The sequence below is a fragment of the Streptomyces sp. 4F14 genome, assembly GCF_048159485.1.
Classification (GTDB): Bacteria; Actinomycetota; Actinomycetes; order Streptomycetales; family Streptomycetaceae; genus Streptomyces.
In genome coordinates, this window is record NZ_JBLRVY010000058.1 from 1 (window position 1) to 16,284 (window position 16,284).

Sequence of the window (16,284 nt, forward strand, 5' to 3'; positions counted from 1 at the left end):
ACCCGGAAGCTAAGCCTTACAGCGCCGATGGTACTGCAGGGGGGACCCTGTGGGAGAGTAGGACGCCGCCGAACAATTTTTGAGAAACCCCGCACTTCGGTGCGGGGTTTTCTTTTTGTGCTCCTTCTTTTCAGCCCCTCCTTCTGGAGGGGCTTTTTTGTTTCTACAGCCGACCTGCCGCTTTCAGAGCCAGGTATGCATCCGCCAGTGCCGGCGCCAGTTCGTCGGGTGTCGCGTCGACGACAGTGACCCCGTGGCGTCGGAGTTGTTCGGCTGTGCGGTGGCGTTCGGCCTGGGCTCGGGCTGCGGCTGCCGCTTCGTAGACCGCGTCGACGTCGCCTCGGGCCGCTGCCATGCGGGTGATGTGTGGGTCGGCGACGGAGGCGACGAGGACTGTGTGGCGCTGAGTGAGCTGTGGGAGGACGGGGAGGAGGCCCTCCTCGACGGGGGCCGCGTCGAGCGTCGTAAGCAGGACGAGCAGGGTGCGTCGGGGCGTCGTACGGAGGATGGTCGAGGCTAGGGCGCGGGTGTCTGTTTCGACGAGTTCTGCCTCCAGGGTGGCCATCGCGTTGACCAGGGAGGGGAGGACGTCTCGGGCGGTGCGGCCCTGGACCAGGGCGCGGACGCGGCGGTCGTGGGCCAGGAGGTCGACGCGGTCGCCGGCGCGGGAGGCGAGGGCGGCCAGCAGGAGGGCGGCGTCCATCGCGGCGTCGAGGCGTGGGGCGTCGTCCACGCGGCCCGCGGAGGTGCGGCCGGTGTCGAGGACCAGGAGGATGTGGCGGTCGCGTTCGGGGCGCCAGGTGCGCAGGGCGACGCTGGACTGGCGGGCGGTGGCACGCCAGTCGATCGAGCGGGTGTCGTCGCCGGGGACGTACTCGCGGAGGCTGTCGAACTCGGTGCCCTCCCCGCGCGTGAGGACGCTCGTCCGGCCGTCGAGCTCCCTGAGGCGGGCCAGTTTGGCGGGGAGGTGTTTGCGGCTGGTGAACGGGGGAAGCGCGCGGATCGTCCAGGGGACCTTGTGGGTGCCCTGGCGGGTGAAGAGGCCGAGGGGGCCGTACGAGCGGACGGTGACGCGGTCGGCTTGGTGGTCGCCGCGGCGGGTCGGTCGTAGGCGGGTGGTGACGCGGCGGCGTTCGCCGGTGGGGACCGTCAGCGGGTGGCGGTCCGTGTCCGGGGCAGTGCTGGGGGGCCAGGCGTCGCGGAGGTCGGCCTTGAGGCGGCGGCGGGACGGGTTGGTGATTGTCAACGTGACGTCCGCGGGCTCACCCAGGCGGGCGGTTGTGTCGCCGGAGCGGGTCAGGGAGAGTCGTCGTACGGGGGCCGCGAGGGCGAAGTCGCAGGCGCAGGCCAGGGCCAGAGGGGCGTTGACGGCCAGGATGCCGGTCCAGCCGGGGGCCCAGAGGCCGACGGGGAGGGAGCCGAGGGCGGCGATGAGGGCGGCGCGGCCGGTGAGCGCCATCAGCGGGGGACGGGGACGTGGGCGAGGACAGAAGTGATGACGGAGTCGGCGGTGACGCCCTCCATCTCGGCCTCGGGGCGGAGTTGGACGCGGTGCCTGAGCGTGGGCAGGGCGAGGGCCTTCACGTCGTCCGGGATGACGTAGTCGCGGCCCGTGAGCCACGCCCACGCGCGGGAGGCCGCCAGCAGTGCGGTCGCCCCGCGCGGGGAGACGCCGAGGGTCAGGGACGGGGATTCGCGGGTGGCGCGGCAGATGTCGACGACGTACGCGGTGATCTCGGGGGAGACGGCGGTCTTCGCGACCGCCGCGCGGGCGGCTTCGAGGTCGGCGGCGGTCGCTACGGGGCGTACGCCGGCGGCGCGCAGGTCCCGGGGGTCGAAGCCGTCGGCGTGGCGGGTGAGGACGTCGATCTCGTCCTGGCGGGAGGGCAGGGGGATCGTCAGTTTGAGGAGGAAGCGGTCGAGTTGGGCTTCGGGGAGGGGGTACGTGCCCTCGTACTCGACGGGGTTCTGGGTCGCGGCGACCAGGAACGGGTCGGGGAGGGGGCGCGGGGTGCCGTCGACGGTGACTTGGCGCTCCTCCATGGCCTCCAGCAGGGACGACTGGGTCTTCGGCGGGGTGCGGTTGATCTCGTCGGCCAGGAGGAGGTTGGTGAAGACCGGGCCGGGCTGGAAGGAGAACTCGGCGCTGCGCGTGTCGTAGACGAGGGAGCCCGTCACGTCGCTCGGCATGAGGTCGGGGGTGAACTGGACGCGTTTGGTGTCGAGGTCGAGGGCGGCGGCCAGAGTGCGGACCAGGAGGGTCTTGGCGACGCCGGGGACGCCTTCGAGCAGGACGTGGCCCCGGCACAGGAGGGCGACGACGACGCCCGTGACGGCGGGGTCCTGGCCGACCACGGCCTTGGCGATCTCGGCGCGCAGGGCCTCCAGGGAGGCGCGGGCGGCGCTCGGATCCCCGGTGTTTCCGGCGTTGTCAGTGGTCGGGTCCATCATGGACGGCGTACCTCACTTTCGAGGGCGTCGAGTCGGTCGGCGAGGGCGGTCAGGGCCGCGTCGTCGCCTGGCGGGGGGCCGAAGAGGAGGGTGTGCAGGGTCTGTCCGTCGGCGCCGAGTCGGTCGGACAGGGCGGGGATCAGGGTCTCGGGCGTGTGGGCCCGGGCGCCGGGGAGGCCGAGGAGAGGGGCGAGACGGATGCGGGTGGCGGAGCGCAGGGCGTCGGCGGCGCGGTCGCGGGCGTCGGCCTTGCGGTAGAGGCGGGCGCGGCCTTCGACGGTCTCGGAGGCGCGGATCGCGACCGGGAGGCGTTCGGGGACGAGCGGTCCGAACCGGCGGGCCCGCCACAGGGCGGCGAGCGCGGCGGCGACGAAGAGTTGCAGGGTGCCCCACAGCCAGCCGGAGGGGAGCAGGTCGAAGAGGCCTTTCTCCTCCTGCGGGGCGGCGGAGGAGTCGGCGAGCGAGGGGAGGTACCAGACCAGATGCGGGCGGGAGCCGAGGAGTTGGAGGGCGAGGGAGGCGTTGCCCTGCTCGTCGAGGTGGTCGTTGAGGAGGATGTCGGGGGCGCCGAGGACGATCGTGTCGCCGTCCCCGGAGTCGGCCGGGACGCGCAGGAGGGTGGCGAGGCGGCGGCTCGGGTAGCACTCGTCGATGCCCTGGCGGGTGACGGTGTAGCGGTGGCCCCCGGTGTCGGCGGCGCCCGCGCGGCGGGCCTCGGGGAGCGCGCAGTCGGGGTCGAGGGTGGTGTCGCGGCTGGTCGCCGGGTCGGCGACGACGCCCGGGGCGAGGGTCTGGACGGACCAGCCGCCGGGGGCGACGAGGACGGTGCGGCCGGCGGAGTCGGCGGTCGTGGCGCGCAGGTCGCTCTGCTGGCGCTCGGTCAGCAGGTCGGGGAGGGCGACCAGGAGGGTGCTGTCGGGGCCGGCCGCCGCGCGGGCGTCGGCGAGGGTGGTCACCACGCGCGTGGTGACGCCCCGGTCGGCGAGGAGTTCGGCGATTGCGCGGCTGCCGTAGGGGTCGGCGGAGCGGGGGTCGAGTTCGCCGTGGTGGGTGTCGGACTGGAGCGCGGCGACGGTGACGCCCGCGACGAGGAGGACGGCGAGAGCGAGGGCGACGCCCCGCGCGCGGGTCCACAGGTGGCGGGCGGTGGGGGAGGCAGAGGTCGTCATCCGGTGACCCCCTGGGGGGCCGTCAGGCGGGGTTTCGTACGGCTCAGGGTCTCGTCGAGATCGGCGATGCGCCGGTACGCCGGTTCGCTCGCGGGGCGGCCGCCGTACGTGACGTCGTCGAAGGCGCGGGCGGCGGCGTGCAGGCGGGCGGCGTGGTCGGGGAGGGTGCGGCCGGCCTCGGCGGCGGCCTCGTCGGCGGTGCGGCCGGGGCGGGGGTCGAGGAGGGCGCGCTCCTCCAGGGCGCGGACGATGGCGCGCATCCGTTCCTGGACGGCCTGGCTCCAGTGGCCCTGGGCGGCGTGTTCCTCGGCGGCGGCGCGGTGGTCGGCGGCGCTGCGGACGCGGTCGCCGAAGAGGGCGTCGGACAGGGAGGCGGGGGTACGGCGGGGGGTCCCCAGGCGCCACCACAGGGCGCCCACGACGGCGAGGACGGCCAGGGCGACGACGGCGAGGCCGAGCGGGCCTCCGGGGGTGGCGTCGGACGCGGTGGCGAAGAGCTCGCCCAGCCACTTCCAGAAGGCGTCCAGGGCGCGCTGGACGAGGTTGGGGTCGTTCTCGTGGTACAGCCGCCTCGACAGTTCGCGGCGGGCCGCCTCCCGCGCGGGATCGCGGGGTGTGGTCAGCGGCGGCGTGTCGTCCGAGGCGGCCGCCGACCACAGGACCTTGAGTGTTCCCCCCGCCCCGTGCACGCCGTCAGCTCCCGGGGGTGGTGCCGGTGGTGCCGTAGTCCTGGAGGCCGGCGGCGCGGGCGAGTTCGAGGTCGAGGGCCTCGCGCCGGATGCGCTGGTCGACGTAGAGGAGCACGGAGACGCCGGCGGTGATCGGGAACGTGATCATGTAGCCGATGACGGCGCCGATGCCGCTGATGATCAGGTACGTCCAGCCGTAGGAGACGCCGGAGTTGGTGACGAAGCCGTTGATGCCGCCCTCCCCGAAGGCGGCGCCGATGAGGGCGAACGGGACGATGACGATCATCGCGAGGATGTTGGAGATGATCGTCCCGAGCAGCTGGATGCCGAAGACCCGCCACCAGGAGCCGCGCACCAGCTTGACGGAGCGGCTCAGCGCCTGCTTGACGCCCTGCTTCTCCAGCATCAGCGCGGGCGGCGCGAGGGAGAAGCGGACGCCGAGCCAGATGGCGACGGCGAGCCCGGCGAAGACGCCGACGATTGCCAGGGCGACGCCCGCCGCGGTGGCGCCGCCCGCAGCGGCCACGGCGATTCCGGGCAGGGCGCCGATGACGACCGTGCCGACCACGACGACCAGCATCAGCAGGATCAGCCCGAACAGGCGCGGCACGCGCGGGAGGGCGTCGCGCCACGCCTCGCCGGGCGTGACGGACTTGCCGAGGATGGCGCGGCTGACGACGGTGGTGAGCAGGGCGGTCGCGATGACCGTGCCGATCAGGGAGACCGCGTAGACGACCGACGAGGCGGTCATCGAGTCGCCCAGGGCGCGGCTGACCTCGTCGAAGCTGGCGTCCGGGTCGCCGATCGCGTCCGTGTCCGCGCTGTCCAGGAGCAGGCCCTGCACGAGGACGGTGATGATCTCCACGACGACGGCGACGGCCAGGGAGATGCCGAGGACCGTGCGCCAGTGCGTGCGCATGGTGGAGACCGCGCCGTCGAGGATCTCGCCGACGCCGAGCGGGCGCAGCGGGATGATGCCGGGCTTGGCGGCGGGCGGGGGGCCTCCCCAGCCGGTGCCCCAGCCGCCGGGGGCGCCGCCGTAGCCGCCGGGGTGGGTCGTCGGGGCGTTCCAGCCGGTCGGGCCGGGGGCTCCGGGGCCCGGTGGGGGCGGCGGGGGCGTCTGACCGGGGGACTGGCGCGTGGGCGCGGTCCACTGGCCGGCGGGCGGCTGTTTCTGCGACCACTGCGTGCCGGAGTCGGACGGTCGGCCGCTCTGCTGGTCCGAGGGCGGGGCGGACTCCTGTCCTTCGGGGCCCTCGGGGGCCGATCCGGGCGAGGCCCAGCCCGGAGTGTCGTTCATCGTCGCTCCTTCACGGCGCCGGTCCGCGGTCGCGGCGGCAGGTTGGGTGCCATCGTGTCATGGGGCACCGACAACGGGACCGGCCGCGGTGGGGGCCGCGAACCTTCCATGGTCCGGCGGATCCTGGGCAGACTCACCGCATGGCTGATCCGAACACGCGCACCGGAGACGACAACCGCCCCACCGGGATACCGGCGATCCGATGGGAGGAGCTGCCGGAGGGCCCCGTCCTGGTCCTCCTCGACCAGACGCGGCTGCCCGCCGAGGAGGTCGAGCTGGTGTGCACGGACGCGTCCGTGCTGGTGGAGGCCATCAGGTCGCTCGCCGTGCGCGGGGCGCCGCTGCTGGGCATCGCCGGGGCGTACGGGGTCGCGCTCGCCGCCGCGCGCGGGTTCGACGCCGAGGAGGCGGCGGCGGCCCTCGCGGGCGCGCGCCCGACCGCCGTGAACCTCTCCGTCGGCGTGACGCGCGCCCTGGACGCGCACCGGGCCGCGCTCGGCCAGAGCGGGGACGAGCGGCGGGCCGCGCAGGCGGCGCTGGCGGCGGCCCGGCGGCTGCACCAGGAGGACGCCGAGGCGAGCGCCGGGATGGCGCGGCACGGGCTCGCACTCCTCGACGAGCTGCTGCCGGGCGGCGGACACCGGATCCTCACCCACTGCAACACCGGCGCGCTGGTGTCGGGCGGCGAGGGGACGGCGTTCGCGGTGGCGCTGGCCGCGCACCGCGCGGGGCGGCTGCGCAGGCTGTGGGTCGACGAGACGCGTCCGCTGCTGCAGGGGGCGCGGCTGACGGCGTACGAGGCGGCGCGCGGCGGGATGGCGTACACGCTGCTCACCGACAACGCGGCGGGGTCGCTGTTCGCTGCCGGGGAGGTGGACGCGGTGCTCATCGGGGCGGACCGGATCGCGGCCGACGGGTCGGTGGCGAACAAGATCGGGAGCTATCCGCTGGCGGTCCTCGCGCGCTACCACCACGTGCCGTTCGTCGTGGTCGCGCCGGTGACGACGATCGACCTCCAGACACCCGACGGGGCGTCGATCGAGGTCGAGCAGCGGCCCGGGTACGAGGTGACGGAGGCCGTCACCCCGCAGGCGCCGGTCGTCGGGGCGGGCGGCGGGATTCCCGTGGCGCCGCTCGGCACGCAGGCGTACAACCCGGCGTTCGACGTCACGCCGCCCGAGCTGGTGACGGCCGTCGTCACCGAGGAGGGTGCCGTCTCGCCGGTGACCGCGGAGGCGATCGCCGGGCTGTGCGCGAGGTCACGGCGGGTGACGATCTAGCCGTACGCGGGTGCGCGGGCGGGGCGGAGGGGGGCCTGGGCAGACAGTGACCGTCCACTGCGGCTATGGTCACGGGTCAGTGACCTGCCTCACCTGCGCTCCGGGCACCGTTATGAGAATGGGATGATGTCGTTTATGAAGGGACGAGTCCTTGTCGTCGACGACGACACCGCACTGGCCGAGATGCTCGGCATCGTGCTGCGTGGTGAGGGTTTTGAGCCGTCTTTCGTAGCCGACGGTGACAAGGCGCTGGCTGCTTTTCGGGAGGCCAAGCCGGATCTGGTGCTGCTGGATCTGATGCTGCCCGGGAGGGACGGCATCGAGGTGTGCCGGCTGATCCGGGCGGAGTCCGGGGTGCCGATCGTGATGCTGACGGCGAAGAGCGACACCGTCGATGTGGTGGTGGGCCTGGAGTCGGGGGCCGACGACTACATCGTCAAGCCGTTCAAGCCGAAGGAGCTGGTCGCACGGATCCGCGCGCGCCTGCGGCGTTCCGAGGAGCCGGCGCCGGAGCAGCTCACGATAGGCGACCTGGTCATCGACGTCGCCGGGCACTCGGTGAAGCGCGACGGGCAGTCGATCGCGCTGACGCCGCTGGAGTTCGACCTGCTGGTCGCGCTCGCCCGCAAGCCCTGGCAGGTGTTCACCCGTGAGGTGCTCCTCGAACAGGTGTGGGGCTACCGGCACGCCGCCGACACCCGCCTGGTCAACGTGCACGTACAGCGGCTGCGCTCCAAGGTCGAGAAGGACCCGGAGCGGCCGGAGATCGTCGTGACCGTCCGCGGGGTCGGTTACAAGGCCGGGCCGAGCTGACATGTCCGGGGACAGTGCCGCTTCGGCGCCCGGCAGGTCCGGGGCCCGGCCGGGGCGGCCTGTCGGCCCGGAGGGCCTGAAGGGCCGCAGGACGGCCCGCGACCGCTTCGGGCGGCTCCTGGAGGGCGGGCTGCTCCAGGGCGGCGTACAGGGCAGCCCAGTGCTGCGCCTGGTGCTGCGCTGGGTACGGCGTCCGCTGCTGCCGGTCATGCGGCTGTGGCGGCGCAACATCCAGCTCAAGGTCGTCGTGACCACCCTGCTGATGTCCCTGGGCGTCGTCCTGCTGCTCGGGTTCGTCGTCATCGGGCAGGTCCGCAACGGCCTGCTGGACGCCAAGGTGCGCGCCTCGCAGAGCCAGGCCACCGGCGGGTTCGCGGTCGCCAAGCAACAGGCCGACACGGAGGCCGCCGGCGGCGACGGGCCGGCCTCCGCCGACCGCTCAGCGCAGAACGTCAGCCCCTGGCTCAGCGCCCTCGTGTCGTCGCTCTCCAGCGGTGGCCAGGGCGCCTTCGACGTCGTCACGCTGCCCACCGGCGGCGGCGAGGGCGGGCCGGGACCGCGCGCCTCCGGGGGCGTGAGCCCCACCGCGAGCGTGCCGGACGCCCTGCGCGCGCGTGTCAACGACTCCACCTCCGCCGCCCAGAGCTACACCCGCATCCGCTACGACGGCGGCAAGGAGTCGCAGCCCGCGCTGGTCATCGGCAAGCGGCTCAGCGACCCCAACGGTGCCGCCTACGAGCTGTACTACCTCTTCCCGCTCACCCAGGAGGAGAAGTCCCTCAGCCTCGTCAAGGGCACCCTGGCGACCGCCGGGCTCTTCGTCGTCGTCCTCCTCGGGGCGATCGCCTGGCTCGTCGTACGGCAGGTCGTCACGCCCGTGCGGATGGCCGCCGGGATCGCTGAACGGCTGTCCGCCGGGCGGCTGCAGGAGCGGATGAAGGTCACCGGTGAGGATGACATCGCGCGCCTGGGCGAGGCGTTCAACAAGATGGCGCAGAACCTCCAGCTGAAGATCCAGCAGCTGGAGGACCTGTCGCGGATGCAGCGCCGGTTCGTGTCGGACGTGTCGCACGAGCTGCGTACGCCCCTGACGACCGTACGGATGGCCGCCGATGTCATCCACGACGCGCGCGAGGACTTCGATCCGATGACCGCGCGGTCGGCCGAGTTGCTCGCCGACCAGCTGGACCGGTTCGAGACGCTGCTCGCCGACCTGCTGGAGATCAGCCGCTTCGACGCGGGTGCGGCGGCGCTGGAGGCCGAGCCGATAGACCTCAGGGAGGTCGTCCGGCGTGTCGTCGACGGGGCCGCGCCGCTCGCCGAGCGCAAGGGGACGACCGTACGCGTCGTCGGTGATCTGCAGCCCGTCGTCGCCGAGGCCGACGCGCGGCGGGTGGAGCGGGTGCTGCGCAATCTCGTCGTCAACGCCGTGGAGCACGGTGAGGGGCGGGACGTCGTCGTGAAGCTGGCCGCCGCCGGGGGTGCTGTCGCGGTCGCCGTGCGCGACTACGGGGTCGGGCTCAAGCCCGGCGAGGCCACGCGCGTGTTCAGCCGGTTCTGGCGGGCCGACCCCGCGCGCGCGAGGACCACCGGCGGGACCGGGCTCGGGCTGTCGATCGCCCTGGAGGACGCGCGCCTGCACGGCGGGTGGCTCCAGGCGTGGGGCGAGCCCGGAGGCGGCTCGCAGTTCCGGTTGACGCTGCCCCGGACGGCCGACGAGCCGCTGCGCGGGTCGCCGATACCGCTGGAGCCGAAGGACTCGCGCCGCAACCGGGGGGCGGAAGGCGCCTCCCGCGCGCGCGAGAAGAGCGCGACCGTGCCGGTGCAGCAGAGCGCCGACCGGCTCCCGCGCGTGGGCGCTGTCGCCGCCACGGCGGACCCGACGGCGCTGCCGGGGAGCGGGGCGCGGGTGATAGCGCGCGCGGGAGGGCCGGTTTCGGGGGAGACGGGTGAGGTGCCGGGGGCTGTGGGGAGGCCGGTTCCGGCGGAGGCCGGGCGCGGTGGTGCTGTCGGGGATTCCGGTGCGGCGGGGACGTCCAGTGACGAAGGGGAGGCCGCTCGTGGGCGGTGAGGGGGGCGCCCGGCGGGCGCCCGGGCATGTGGCGGCGTACGTCGTCTGTGGGGCCGTCCTGCTCGGCGGGTGTGCCTCGATGCCCGACCACGGGGATCTGCGCGGGGTGGAGTCGACGCCCCGGCAGGACACGCAGGTCCGGGTGTTCGCGATGCCCCCGCAGGAGGGGGCGACGCCCGGGGCGATCGTCCAAGGCTTCCTCGAAGCGCTGACCAGCGACGATCCGGACTACGCGACGGCCCGCAAGTACCTCATCGGGAAGGCCGCCAAGACCTGGGAGCCGGAGAGCTCCACGACGGTCCTCGACGTCGGCCCCCAGCCGCTCCAGGAGCGTCCCGGGGGGCGTGAGGGCGGCGCGGACATGTCGATCACCCTCGACGGCGAGCGCGTCGCCACGGTGGACGCGCAGCAGTCGTACACCCCCGAGGTGGGCAAGTACCGCGCGACCCTGCACCTCGTGCAGGACGACAAGGAGCAGTGGCGGATCGACGAACTGCCCCAGGGTGTCGTCATGGGGCAGTCCGACTTCGTCCGTAACTACACGTCAGCCAACAAGTACTACTTCGCCTCCCGCGCGCGCGTGGGCGTCACGCCCGCCGCCGTCGCGGACCCCGTGTACGTGCGCAAGCGCGTCGCCCCGACGACCCAGATGGTGCGCTCCCTGCTCGACGGGCCCACGAACTGGCTGCGGCCCGTCGTCCGGTCGGGCTTCCCCACGGGGACGGCCCTGCAGGACGAGGACGCGCCGCTCGTGCCGGACGACCAGAACAAGCTCACCGTGCCGCTCAACGCCAAGGCCAAGGGCGTCAAGCAGGCCAAGTGCGACGAGATGGCCGCGCAGATCCTGTTCACCCTCCAGAGCCTCACGCCGGCCGTCGACGAGGTCGAACTGCGGGCCGACGGGCAGCGGTTGTGCACGCTCGGGGAGGGGCGCTCGGGCGGGGTCGCCGCGCGCGGGTCCGCGCAGAGCCCCGGGCACCTGTACTTCATCGACGGCGACCACCGCCTCCAGTGGATGGCCGCCGACGGCAACGACCCCGTTCCCGAGTCCGTGCCCGGTGCCTTCGGGGACGGCGGCAAGGCGCTGCGGTCCGTGGCCGTGTCCCGCGACGAGCGCGAGGCGGCCGGGGTCACCCTCGACGGCAAGCAGGTGTACATCACCTCGCTCGCGTCCGGCAGTTCGCTCGGCAACCCGGTGCTGACCAGCGCGGGCGCGACCGAGAAGGACCGGTTCACCACGCCCACCTGGGACGCGCAGGGTGATCTGTGGGTGGCCGACCGCAACCCCCTCGCGCCCCGGCTCTACCTGCTCGGCAAGGGCGACGACACGCCCGTCGTGGTGAGCACGCCCGGTCTCCAGGGGCGGATCAACGCGGTGCGGATGGCGGCCGACGGGGTGCGGGTCGCGCTCGTCGTCGAGTCCGGGGGGCAGCAGTCGCTGTTCGTGGGGCGGGTCGAGCGGGACGCGGGCAGTGACGGCCGCGAGACCGTGTCCGTCCAGGAACTGCGCTCCGCCACGCCCGAGTTGGAGCAGGTGACGGCCGTCTCCTGGTCCTCCGACAGCCGGCTCGTCGTGGTCGGCAAGGAGACCGGCGGGGTGGAGCAGGTGCAGTACGTCCAGTGCGACGGGTCGCTGCCCGAGACCGCCGCGCTGCCCGGACTCACGGAGGTGCAGAGCATCGCCGCGTCCGAGGACAGCGAGGCGCCGTTGTTCGCGACGTCCAAGGACGGGTTGCTGTGGCTGCCGGGCGGGAGCGGGTGGCGGACGCTGAAGCCGACGGCTTCGGTGGCGTTCTATCCGGGGTGAACTCGGGGGTCTGCCACCGGGGTCGGGGCCGGTGGCAGGTTTCGGGCCAGGCTCGGTGACAGGCCAGGGTGGGGCGCGGTGGCAGGTTCGGTGCGGGGGTCGGCGGGGCGTGCCGGGGCGGCTTCGGCGGTTCAGTCGGCCGGCCGGTTCGGGGGCGGCGCGAGGCCAGGGTGTTCGAGGGGGTTCGGGGTGGGGTGACGGGTGCGCGTCAGGAGTTTTCCACAGGGGTGGCGGCCGGGCGGCGGCGTGGGCACAGTGGAATGCGTGAACGGTGTACGGCGGTGCTGGAGGGATCTCGGTGACCTGGTGTTGCCGGGAGAGTGCGCGGGGTGCGGGCGGGCTCGTACGGTGCTCTGCGCGCGGTGCCGGGAGGCGTTGAGCGGAAGGGAGGCGCGGTGGGTGAGGCCGAGGGGGAGGCAGGCCGGGTTGCCGCCGGTGTGCGCGGCGGGGCCGTATGCGGGAGCGGTGCGGGAGGTGTTGCTGGCACACAAGGAGCGGGGGGCGTTGGGGCTGGTGGGGGCGTTGGGGGTGGGGTTGGCTCGGGCTGTGGGGGTGGGGCTGGGAGAGGTGGGGGCTGTGTCGGGGTGGGGGTCGGATGCGAGCGGAGAAGCGGCGGGGAGGCTGGGAGGAGACGGGGCGGGTGGGGTGGTCCTAGGGGCGGGAGGCAGTGGGGCGGGTGTGCGGGGTGGGGTGTTGGGGAGAGGCGGGGCGGGTGAGGTCGTCCTAGGGGCGAGAGGCAGGGGGGTGTCGGCAGCCGGTGCGGTGGGTGAGGTGTTGATCGTGCCGGTGCCGTCCGGGCGGCGGGTCGTGCGGGCTCGGGGGCATGATCCGGTGCGGCGGGTGGCGTTGGTGGCCGCGGGGGTGTTGCGGCGGGGCGGGGTGAAGGTGCGGGTCGCGTCCGTGCTGCGGCAGCGGGCGGGGGTGGCGGACCAGGCGGGGCTGGGGTTTCGGGAGCGGCGGGAGAATCTCGCGGGGGCGCTGCGGGTGAGCGGGGCGGGGGCTCGGGTGCTGCGGGGGCGGGCCGTCGTGCTCGTCGACGACATCGTGACCACCGGGGCGTCGCTCGCGGAGGCGGCGCGGGTGGTTGGAGAGGCGTGTGAGGGGGGAGGTGAAGAAGTGTCCGGTGAAGTCGCCCGCGAAGGGCCGGGCCGGGTGGAGAGGAGGCGGCGAGGAGTGCTGTGCGCGGCCGTGGTCGCGGGGTCGCCGGATTCTTTTGAAATAAACCGGAACTGATCGAGAAGGCGCTTCGTTGCAGCTGGTGAGAGGCGCAATTCACCTGAACGGAGGTACAGCGAGTCAGAGGGTGACGGCATCCGTCCGGGCGAGATATGTTCGGTTCCAGGAGAGAAAGCCGCAGGCCGTATCTCTCGAATCCGAATGCCGTGCTGCGGTTTCGGTAAATCACCCGCGGCATCAGGATGTGGATCTCTCCTTCGGGGGAGGAGGTGGACGTCACCGAGTCGGAAGGTTCCGGGGCTCACCGGAATCTGGTGCGAAAGGGAGACGCTCCGCGACGGAGCGGAGCGATCCGGGAACGGAGTTCTGCGTGGACATCGTCGTCAAGGGCCGTAAGACCGAAGTGGCCGAGCGGTTCCGCAAGCACGTGGCCGAGAAGCTGAATCTGGAGAAGATCCAGAAGCTCGACGGCAAGGTGATCAGCCTGGACGTCGAGGTGTCCAAGGAGCCGAACCCCCGACAGGCCGACCACCGTGACCGGGTGGAGATCACGCTGCGCTCCCGCGGCCCGGTGATCCGGGCGGAAGCGGCGGCCAGCGACCCGTACGCGGCCCTCGACCTGGCGGCGGAGAAGCTCGACGCACAGCTGCGCAAGCAGCACGACAAGCGCTACACCAGGCGCGGTTCCCGCCGGCTGACGGCGGCGGAGGTCCCCGACCACGTCCCCGGCGTGGCGACCCTCAACGGCAGCGACGGCGAACCAGCGCCCGCCGGGCGCAACGGCGGCGTACCCACCAAGAGGATGGGCTCGCTGGAGGTGCAGGGCGACGGCCCCCTCGTCGTCCGGGAGAAGACCCACGTCGCGGCCCCGATGACCCTCGACCAGGCGCTCTACGAGATGGAACTGGTCGGACACGACTTCTACCTCTTCGTCGACTCCGAGACCAAGGAACCCAGCGTCGTCTACCGGCGGCACGCCTACGACTACGGCGTGATCCACCTCCAGACCGACACGATGGTCACCGCGCAGGCGCACTCCGGCGAGCCCGGCGGCACGCTCGGCGGCTGACCGCGCCGGCGATGACCCCGAGGGTGCCCCTGGAGCGCGTGTGCGCCCCCAGGGGCACCCGCGTGCGACCACTTCACGCCCTGCTCCGTCACCGCTTTGTCGCCAGGGCATGGAATCATGGCCAGGGCGGCTCAACGAGTGGGCCGTTGCCTCGGGTTGGCGATGGCACAGGACCAACGGCCCCAGCCTCAGGGGGAGGAACGATGGCGGACAGCTTCGGACCGATGCGGGACGAGGACGCGCGCGACGGCGTCGTCGGCATGGGCCCGGACGCGGGCACCTCGCGAGGGGAGCCGATCAGAGTGCTGGTCGTGGACGACCACGCGCTGTTCCGCCGCGGACTGGAGATCGTGCTCGCGGCCGAGGAGGACATCCAGGTCGTCGGCGAGGCGGGGGACGGGGCCGAGGCCGTCGACAAGGCCGCGGATCTGCTGCCCGACATCGTGCTGATGGACGTACGGATGCCCAAGCGCGGGGGGATCGAAGCCTGTACCTCCATCAAGGAGGTGGCGCCCAGCGCGAAGATCATCATGTTGACGATAAGCGATGAGGAAGCCGACCTCTACGACGCGATCAAGGCGGGGGCCACCGGGTATCTGCTCAAGGAGATCTCCACCGACGAGGTCGCCACCGCGATTCGCGCCGTCGCCGACGGGCAGTCGCAGATCAGTCCCTCCATGGCGTCGAAACTGCTCACCGAGTTCAAATCCATGATCCAGCGGACCGATGAGCGGCGGCTCGTGCCCGCGCCGCGGCTCACCGACCGGGAACTCGAAGTGCTCAAGCTCGTCGCGACCGGGATGAACAACCGGGACATCGCCAAGGAGTTGTTCATCTCCGAGAACACCGTGAAGAACCATGTGCGCAACATCCTGGAGAAGCTTCAGCTGCACTCCAGGATGGAGGCCGTGGTCTACGCGATGCGGGAGAAGATCCTTGAGATCCGGTGAGGCCGTGCCGGTGCGGTGAGTTGTGCCGGGTGGTCAGCGCAGGGCCTCGGTCAGGGCCCTTTCGGTCTCCTTCGTCAGGGCTTCCTGGAGGGCCGGGGGGTCCACCCGCTCCACCCTGATGTCCTTGCAGTCCACCCAGCTCGCCGCCTCCACCAGGGCCTGGGCCACCGCCGGGACCGCCTTCGGGCCGTCCAGGGACACCTGCTTCGCCACCAGCGTGCCGCCCTCTCTCGCCGGGTCCACTCTGCCGACCAGGCGGCCGCCCGACAGGACCGGCATCGCGAAGTAGCCGTGTACGCGCTTGGGCTTCGGGACGTACGCCTCCAGGCGGTGGGTGAAGCCGAAGACGCGTTCCGTGCGGGCGCGGTCCCAGATCAGGGAGTCGAAGGGGGACAGCAGGGTCGTACGGTGGCGGCCTCTCGGGGTGGTCTCCAGGGCCTTCGGGTCCGCCCAGGCGGGTTTGCCCCAGCCGTCCACCGTCACCGGGGTCAGGCCCGAGTCCGCGATCACCTCGTCCACCTGGTCGGCTCGTAGGCGGTGGTAGTCGGCGATGTCGGATCTCGTGCCCACGCCCAGGGCCTCGCCGGCCAGGCGGACCAGGCGGCGTACGCACTCCCTGTCCGACAGGTCGTCGTGCAGGAGGGGGGTCGGGATGGCTCGGTCCGCCAGGTCGTAGACGCGTTTCCAGCCTCTGCGGTCCACGCAGACGACTTCGCCGTGCATCAGGGCGCGTTCTACCGCGACCTTCGTGCCGGACCAGTCCCACCACTCGCTCGTTCGTTTCGCGCCGCCCAGGTCTGTGGCCGTCAACGGGCCCTCCGTGCGGAGTTGGTCGATCACCTGTTTGTAGACGCCGTCCGGGAGGGGGTGATTCCAGTGGGGGCGGTTTCTGTACGCGCGGCGGCGGAAGGCGAAGTGGGGCCATTCCTCGATGGGGAGGATGCAGGCCGCGTGGGACCAGTACTCGAAGGCGTGCGGGGGTGTGGTGGGGGTGGTGGGGGTCCAGTACGCGGACTCCACCGTCTTGCGGCCGACCGCGCCCAGGCGGGCGTACGGGATGAGTTCGTGGGAGCGGGCCAGGACGGAGATGGTGTCCAGTTGGATCGCGCCGAGGTGGCGGAGGGTGCCTCGGACGCCGGATCTGCGGTCGGGGGTGCCTAGGAGGCCCTGCGCTTTGAGGATGATGCGGCGGGCTTCGTCGGGGGTGAGGGTGGTGGTTGGGGGCGGGAGGGGCGTCATGTCTTCGCACGATAGGGGGTGGGTCTGACAGTGGGGGTTGACCTGGGGTTTTCTCGCCCCCGCCGCCCCTACCCGTCCCATCCTCCAGGGGCTGCCGCCCCTTCGACCCCGCCAGGGGTGGGTGGGGGAGGTGAAGCGGCTTTCGGGTGGGTGGGTGGTGATCGGCCCTGAAGGGGCCTCGGGGGGCCCCCCCCGCCCGGCGGGGGGGGGGGGGGGGGGGGGGTGGGGGGGGCGGGGCGGGGGCCGGGGGCGGGGGGGCGGGCGCGGGCG

General features: G+C 72.9%; 13 protein-coding genes. 7 read left to right on the top strand and 6 right to left on the bottom strand.

The genetic code is table 11. The features are described 5' to 3' along the window. Window positions 1-163: 163 nt before the first annotated feature. From ACLZOT_RS49325 to ACLZOT_RS49345, 5 genes are read right to left on the bottom strand one after another with little or no spacing between them, the layout of a single operon-like run. Window positions 164-1,459, bottom strand: a complete 1,296-nt coding sequence (locus ACLZOT_RS49325; protein ID WP_416975878.1) for a DUF58 domain-containing protein — start codon at window positions 1,457-1,459, stop codon at window positions 164-166. Further along, window positions 1,459-2,448, bottom strand: a complete 990-nt coding sequence (locus tag ACLZOT_RS49330) for an AAA family ATPase (protein ID WP_416975879.1) — start codon at window positions 2,446-2,448, stop codon at window positions 1,459-1,461. The genes ACLZOT_RS49325 and ACLZOT_RS49330 overlap by 1 nt, the downstream gene beginning before the upstream one ends. Beyond that, the gene (locus tag ACLZOT_RS49335) at window positions 2,448-3,620 is read right to left on the bottom strand and encodes a DUF4350 domain-containing protein (protein WP_416975880.1); all 1,173 of its coding nucleotides are present in this window, start codon (window positions 3,618-3,620) and stop codon (window positions 2,448-2,450) included. The genes ACLZOT_RS49330 and ACLZOT_RS49335 overlap by 1 nt, the downstream gene beginning before the upstream one ends. Continuing rightward, entirely contained in the window at window positions 3,617-4,309 is a 693-nt protein-coding gene (locus ACLZOT_RS49340) for a DUF4129 domain-containing protein (protein WP_416975881.1), read from the bottom strand. The genes ACLZOT_RS49335 and ACLZOT_RS49340 overlap by 4 nt, the downstream gene beginning before the upstream one ends. A gap of 4 nt (window positions 4,310-4,313) precedes the next feature. Continuing rightward, window positions 4,314-5,609, bottom strand: a complete 1,296-nt coding sequence (locus ACLZOT_RS49345) for a glycerophosphoryl diester phosphodiesterase membrane domain-containing protein (protein WP_416975882.1) — start codon at window positions 5,607-5,609, stop codon at window positions 4,314-4,316. A gap of 140 nt (window positions 5,610-5,749) precedes the next feature. On the opposite strand from ACLZOT_RS49345, the gene mtnA reads away from it, so the two are divergent. The 7 genes from mtnA to ACLZOT_RS49380 all read left to right on the top strand — a co-directional run bounded on the left by mtnA (window position 5,750) and on the right by ACLZOT_RS49380 (window position 14,775). Beyond that, window positions 5,750-6,889, top strand: a complete 1,140-nt coding sequence (mtnA, locus tag ACLZOT_RS49350; RefSeq protein ID WP_416975883.1) for an S-methyl-5-thioribose-1-phosphate isomerase — start codon at window positions 5,750-5,752, stop codon at window positions 6,887-6,889. A gap of 123 nt (window positions 6,890-7,012) precedes the next feature. Then, window positions 7,013-7,702 (top strand): two-component system response regulator MtrA, encoded by a 690-nt coding sequence (mtrA, locus tag ACLZOT_RS49355; RefSeq protein ID WP_005316841.1) that lies wholly within the window; start codon window positions 7,013-7,015, stop codon window positions 7,700-7,702. 1 nt (window position 7,703) lies between these two features. After that, the gene (gene mtrB / locus ACLZOT_RS49360) at window positions 7,704-9,773 is read left to right on the top strand and encodes an MtrAB system histidine kinase MtrB (RefSeq protein WP_416975884.1); all 2,070 of its coding nucleotides are present in this window, start codon (window positions 7,704-7,706) and stop codon (window positions 9,771-9,773) included. Then, window positions 9,763-11,580 carry an LpqB family beta-propeller domain-containing protein gene (locus tag ACLZOT_RS49365; RefSeq protein WP_416975885.1) on the top strand — a complete coding sequence of 606 codons (1,818 nt, stop codon included), beginning with the start codon at window positions 9,763-9,765 and terminating at the stop codon, window positions 11,578-11,580. The genes mtrB and ACLZOT_RS49365 overlap by 11 nt, the downstream gene beginning before the upstream one ends. Window positions 11,581-11,886: 306 nt before the next feature. After that, entirely contained in the window at window positions 11,887-12,813 is a 927-nt protein-coding gene (locus tag ACLZOT_RS49370) for a ComF family protein (RefSeq protein WP_416975888.1), read from the top strand. Window positions 12,814-13,126: 313 nt separating this feature from the next. Continuing rightward, complete coding sequence (gene hpf, locus ACLZOT_RS49375) at window positions 13,127-13,825, top strand: ribosome hibernation-promoting factor, HPF/YfiA family (protein ID WP_416975886.1); 699 nt, start codon at window positions 13,127-13,129, stop codon at window positions 13,823-13,825. Between the two features lie 203 nt (window positions 13,826-14,028). After that, window positions 14,029-14,775 (top strand): response regulator, encoded by a 747-nt coding sequence (locus ACLZOT_RS49380; protein WP_010356950.1) that lies wholly within the window; start codon window positions 14,029-14,031, stop codon window positions 14,773-14,775. Between the two features lie 33 nt (window positions 14,776-14,808). Here ACLZOT_RS49380 and ACLZOT_RS49385 read toward each other — a convergent pair whose 3' ends face one another. Beyond that, a complete protein-coding gene (locus ACLZOT_RS49385; RefSeq protein ID WP_416975887.1) occupies window positions 14,809-16,014 on the bottom strand; it encodes a winged helix-turn-helix domain-containing protein in 1,206 nt (401 codons plus the stop codon). Between the last annotated feature and the right edge of the window lie 270 nt (window positions 16,015-16,284).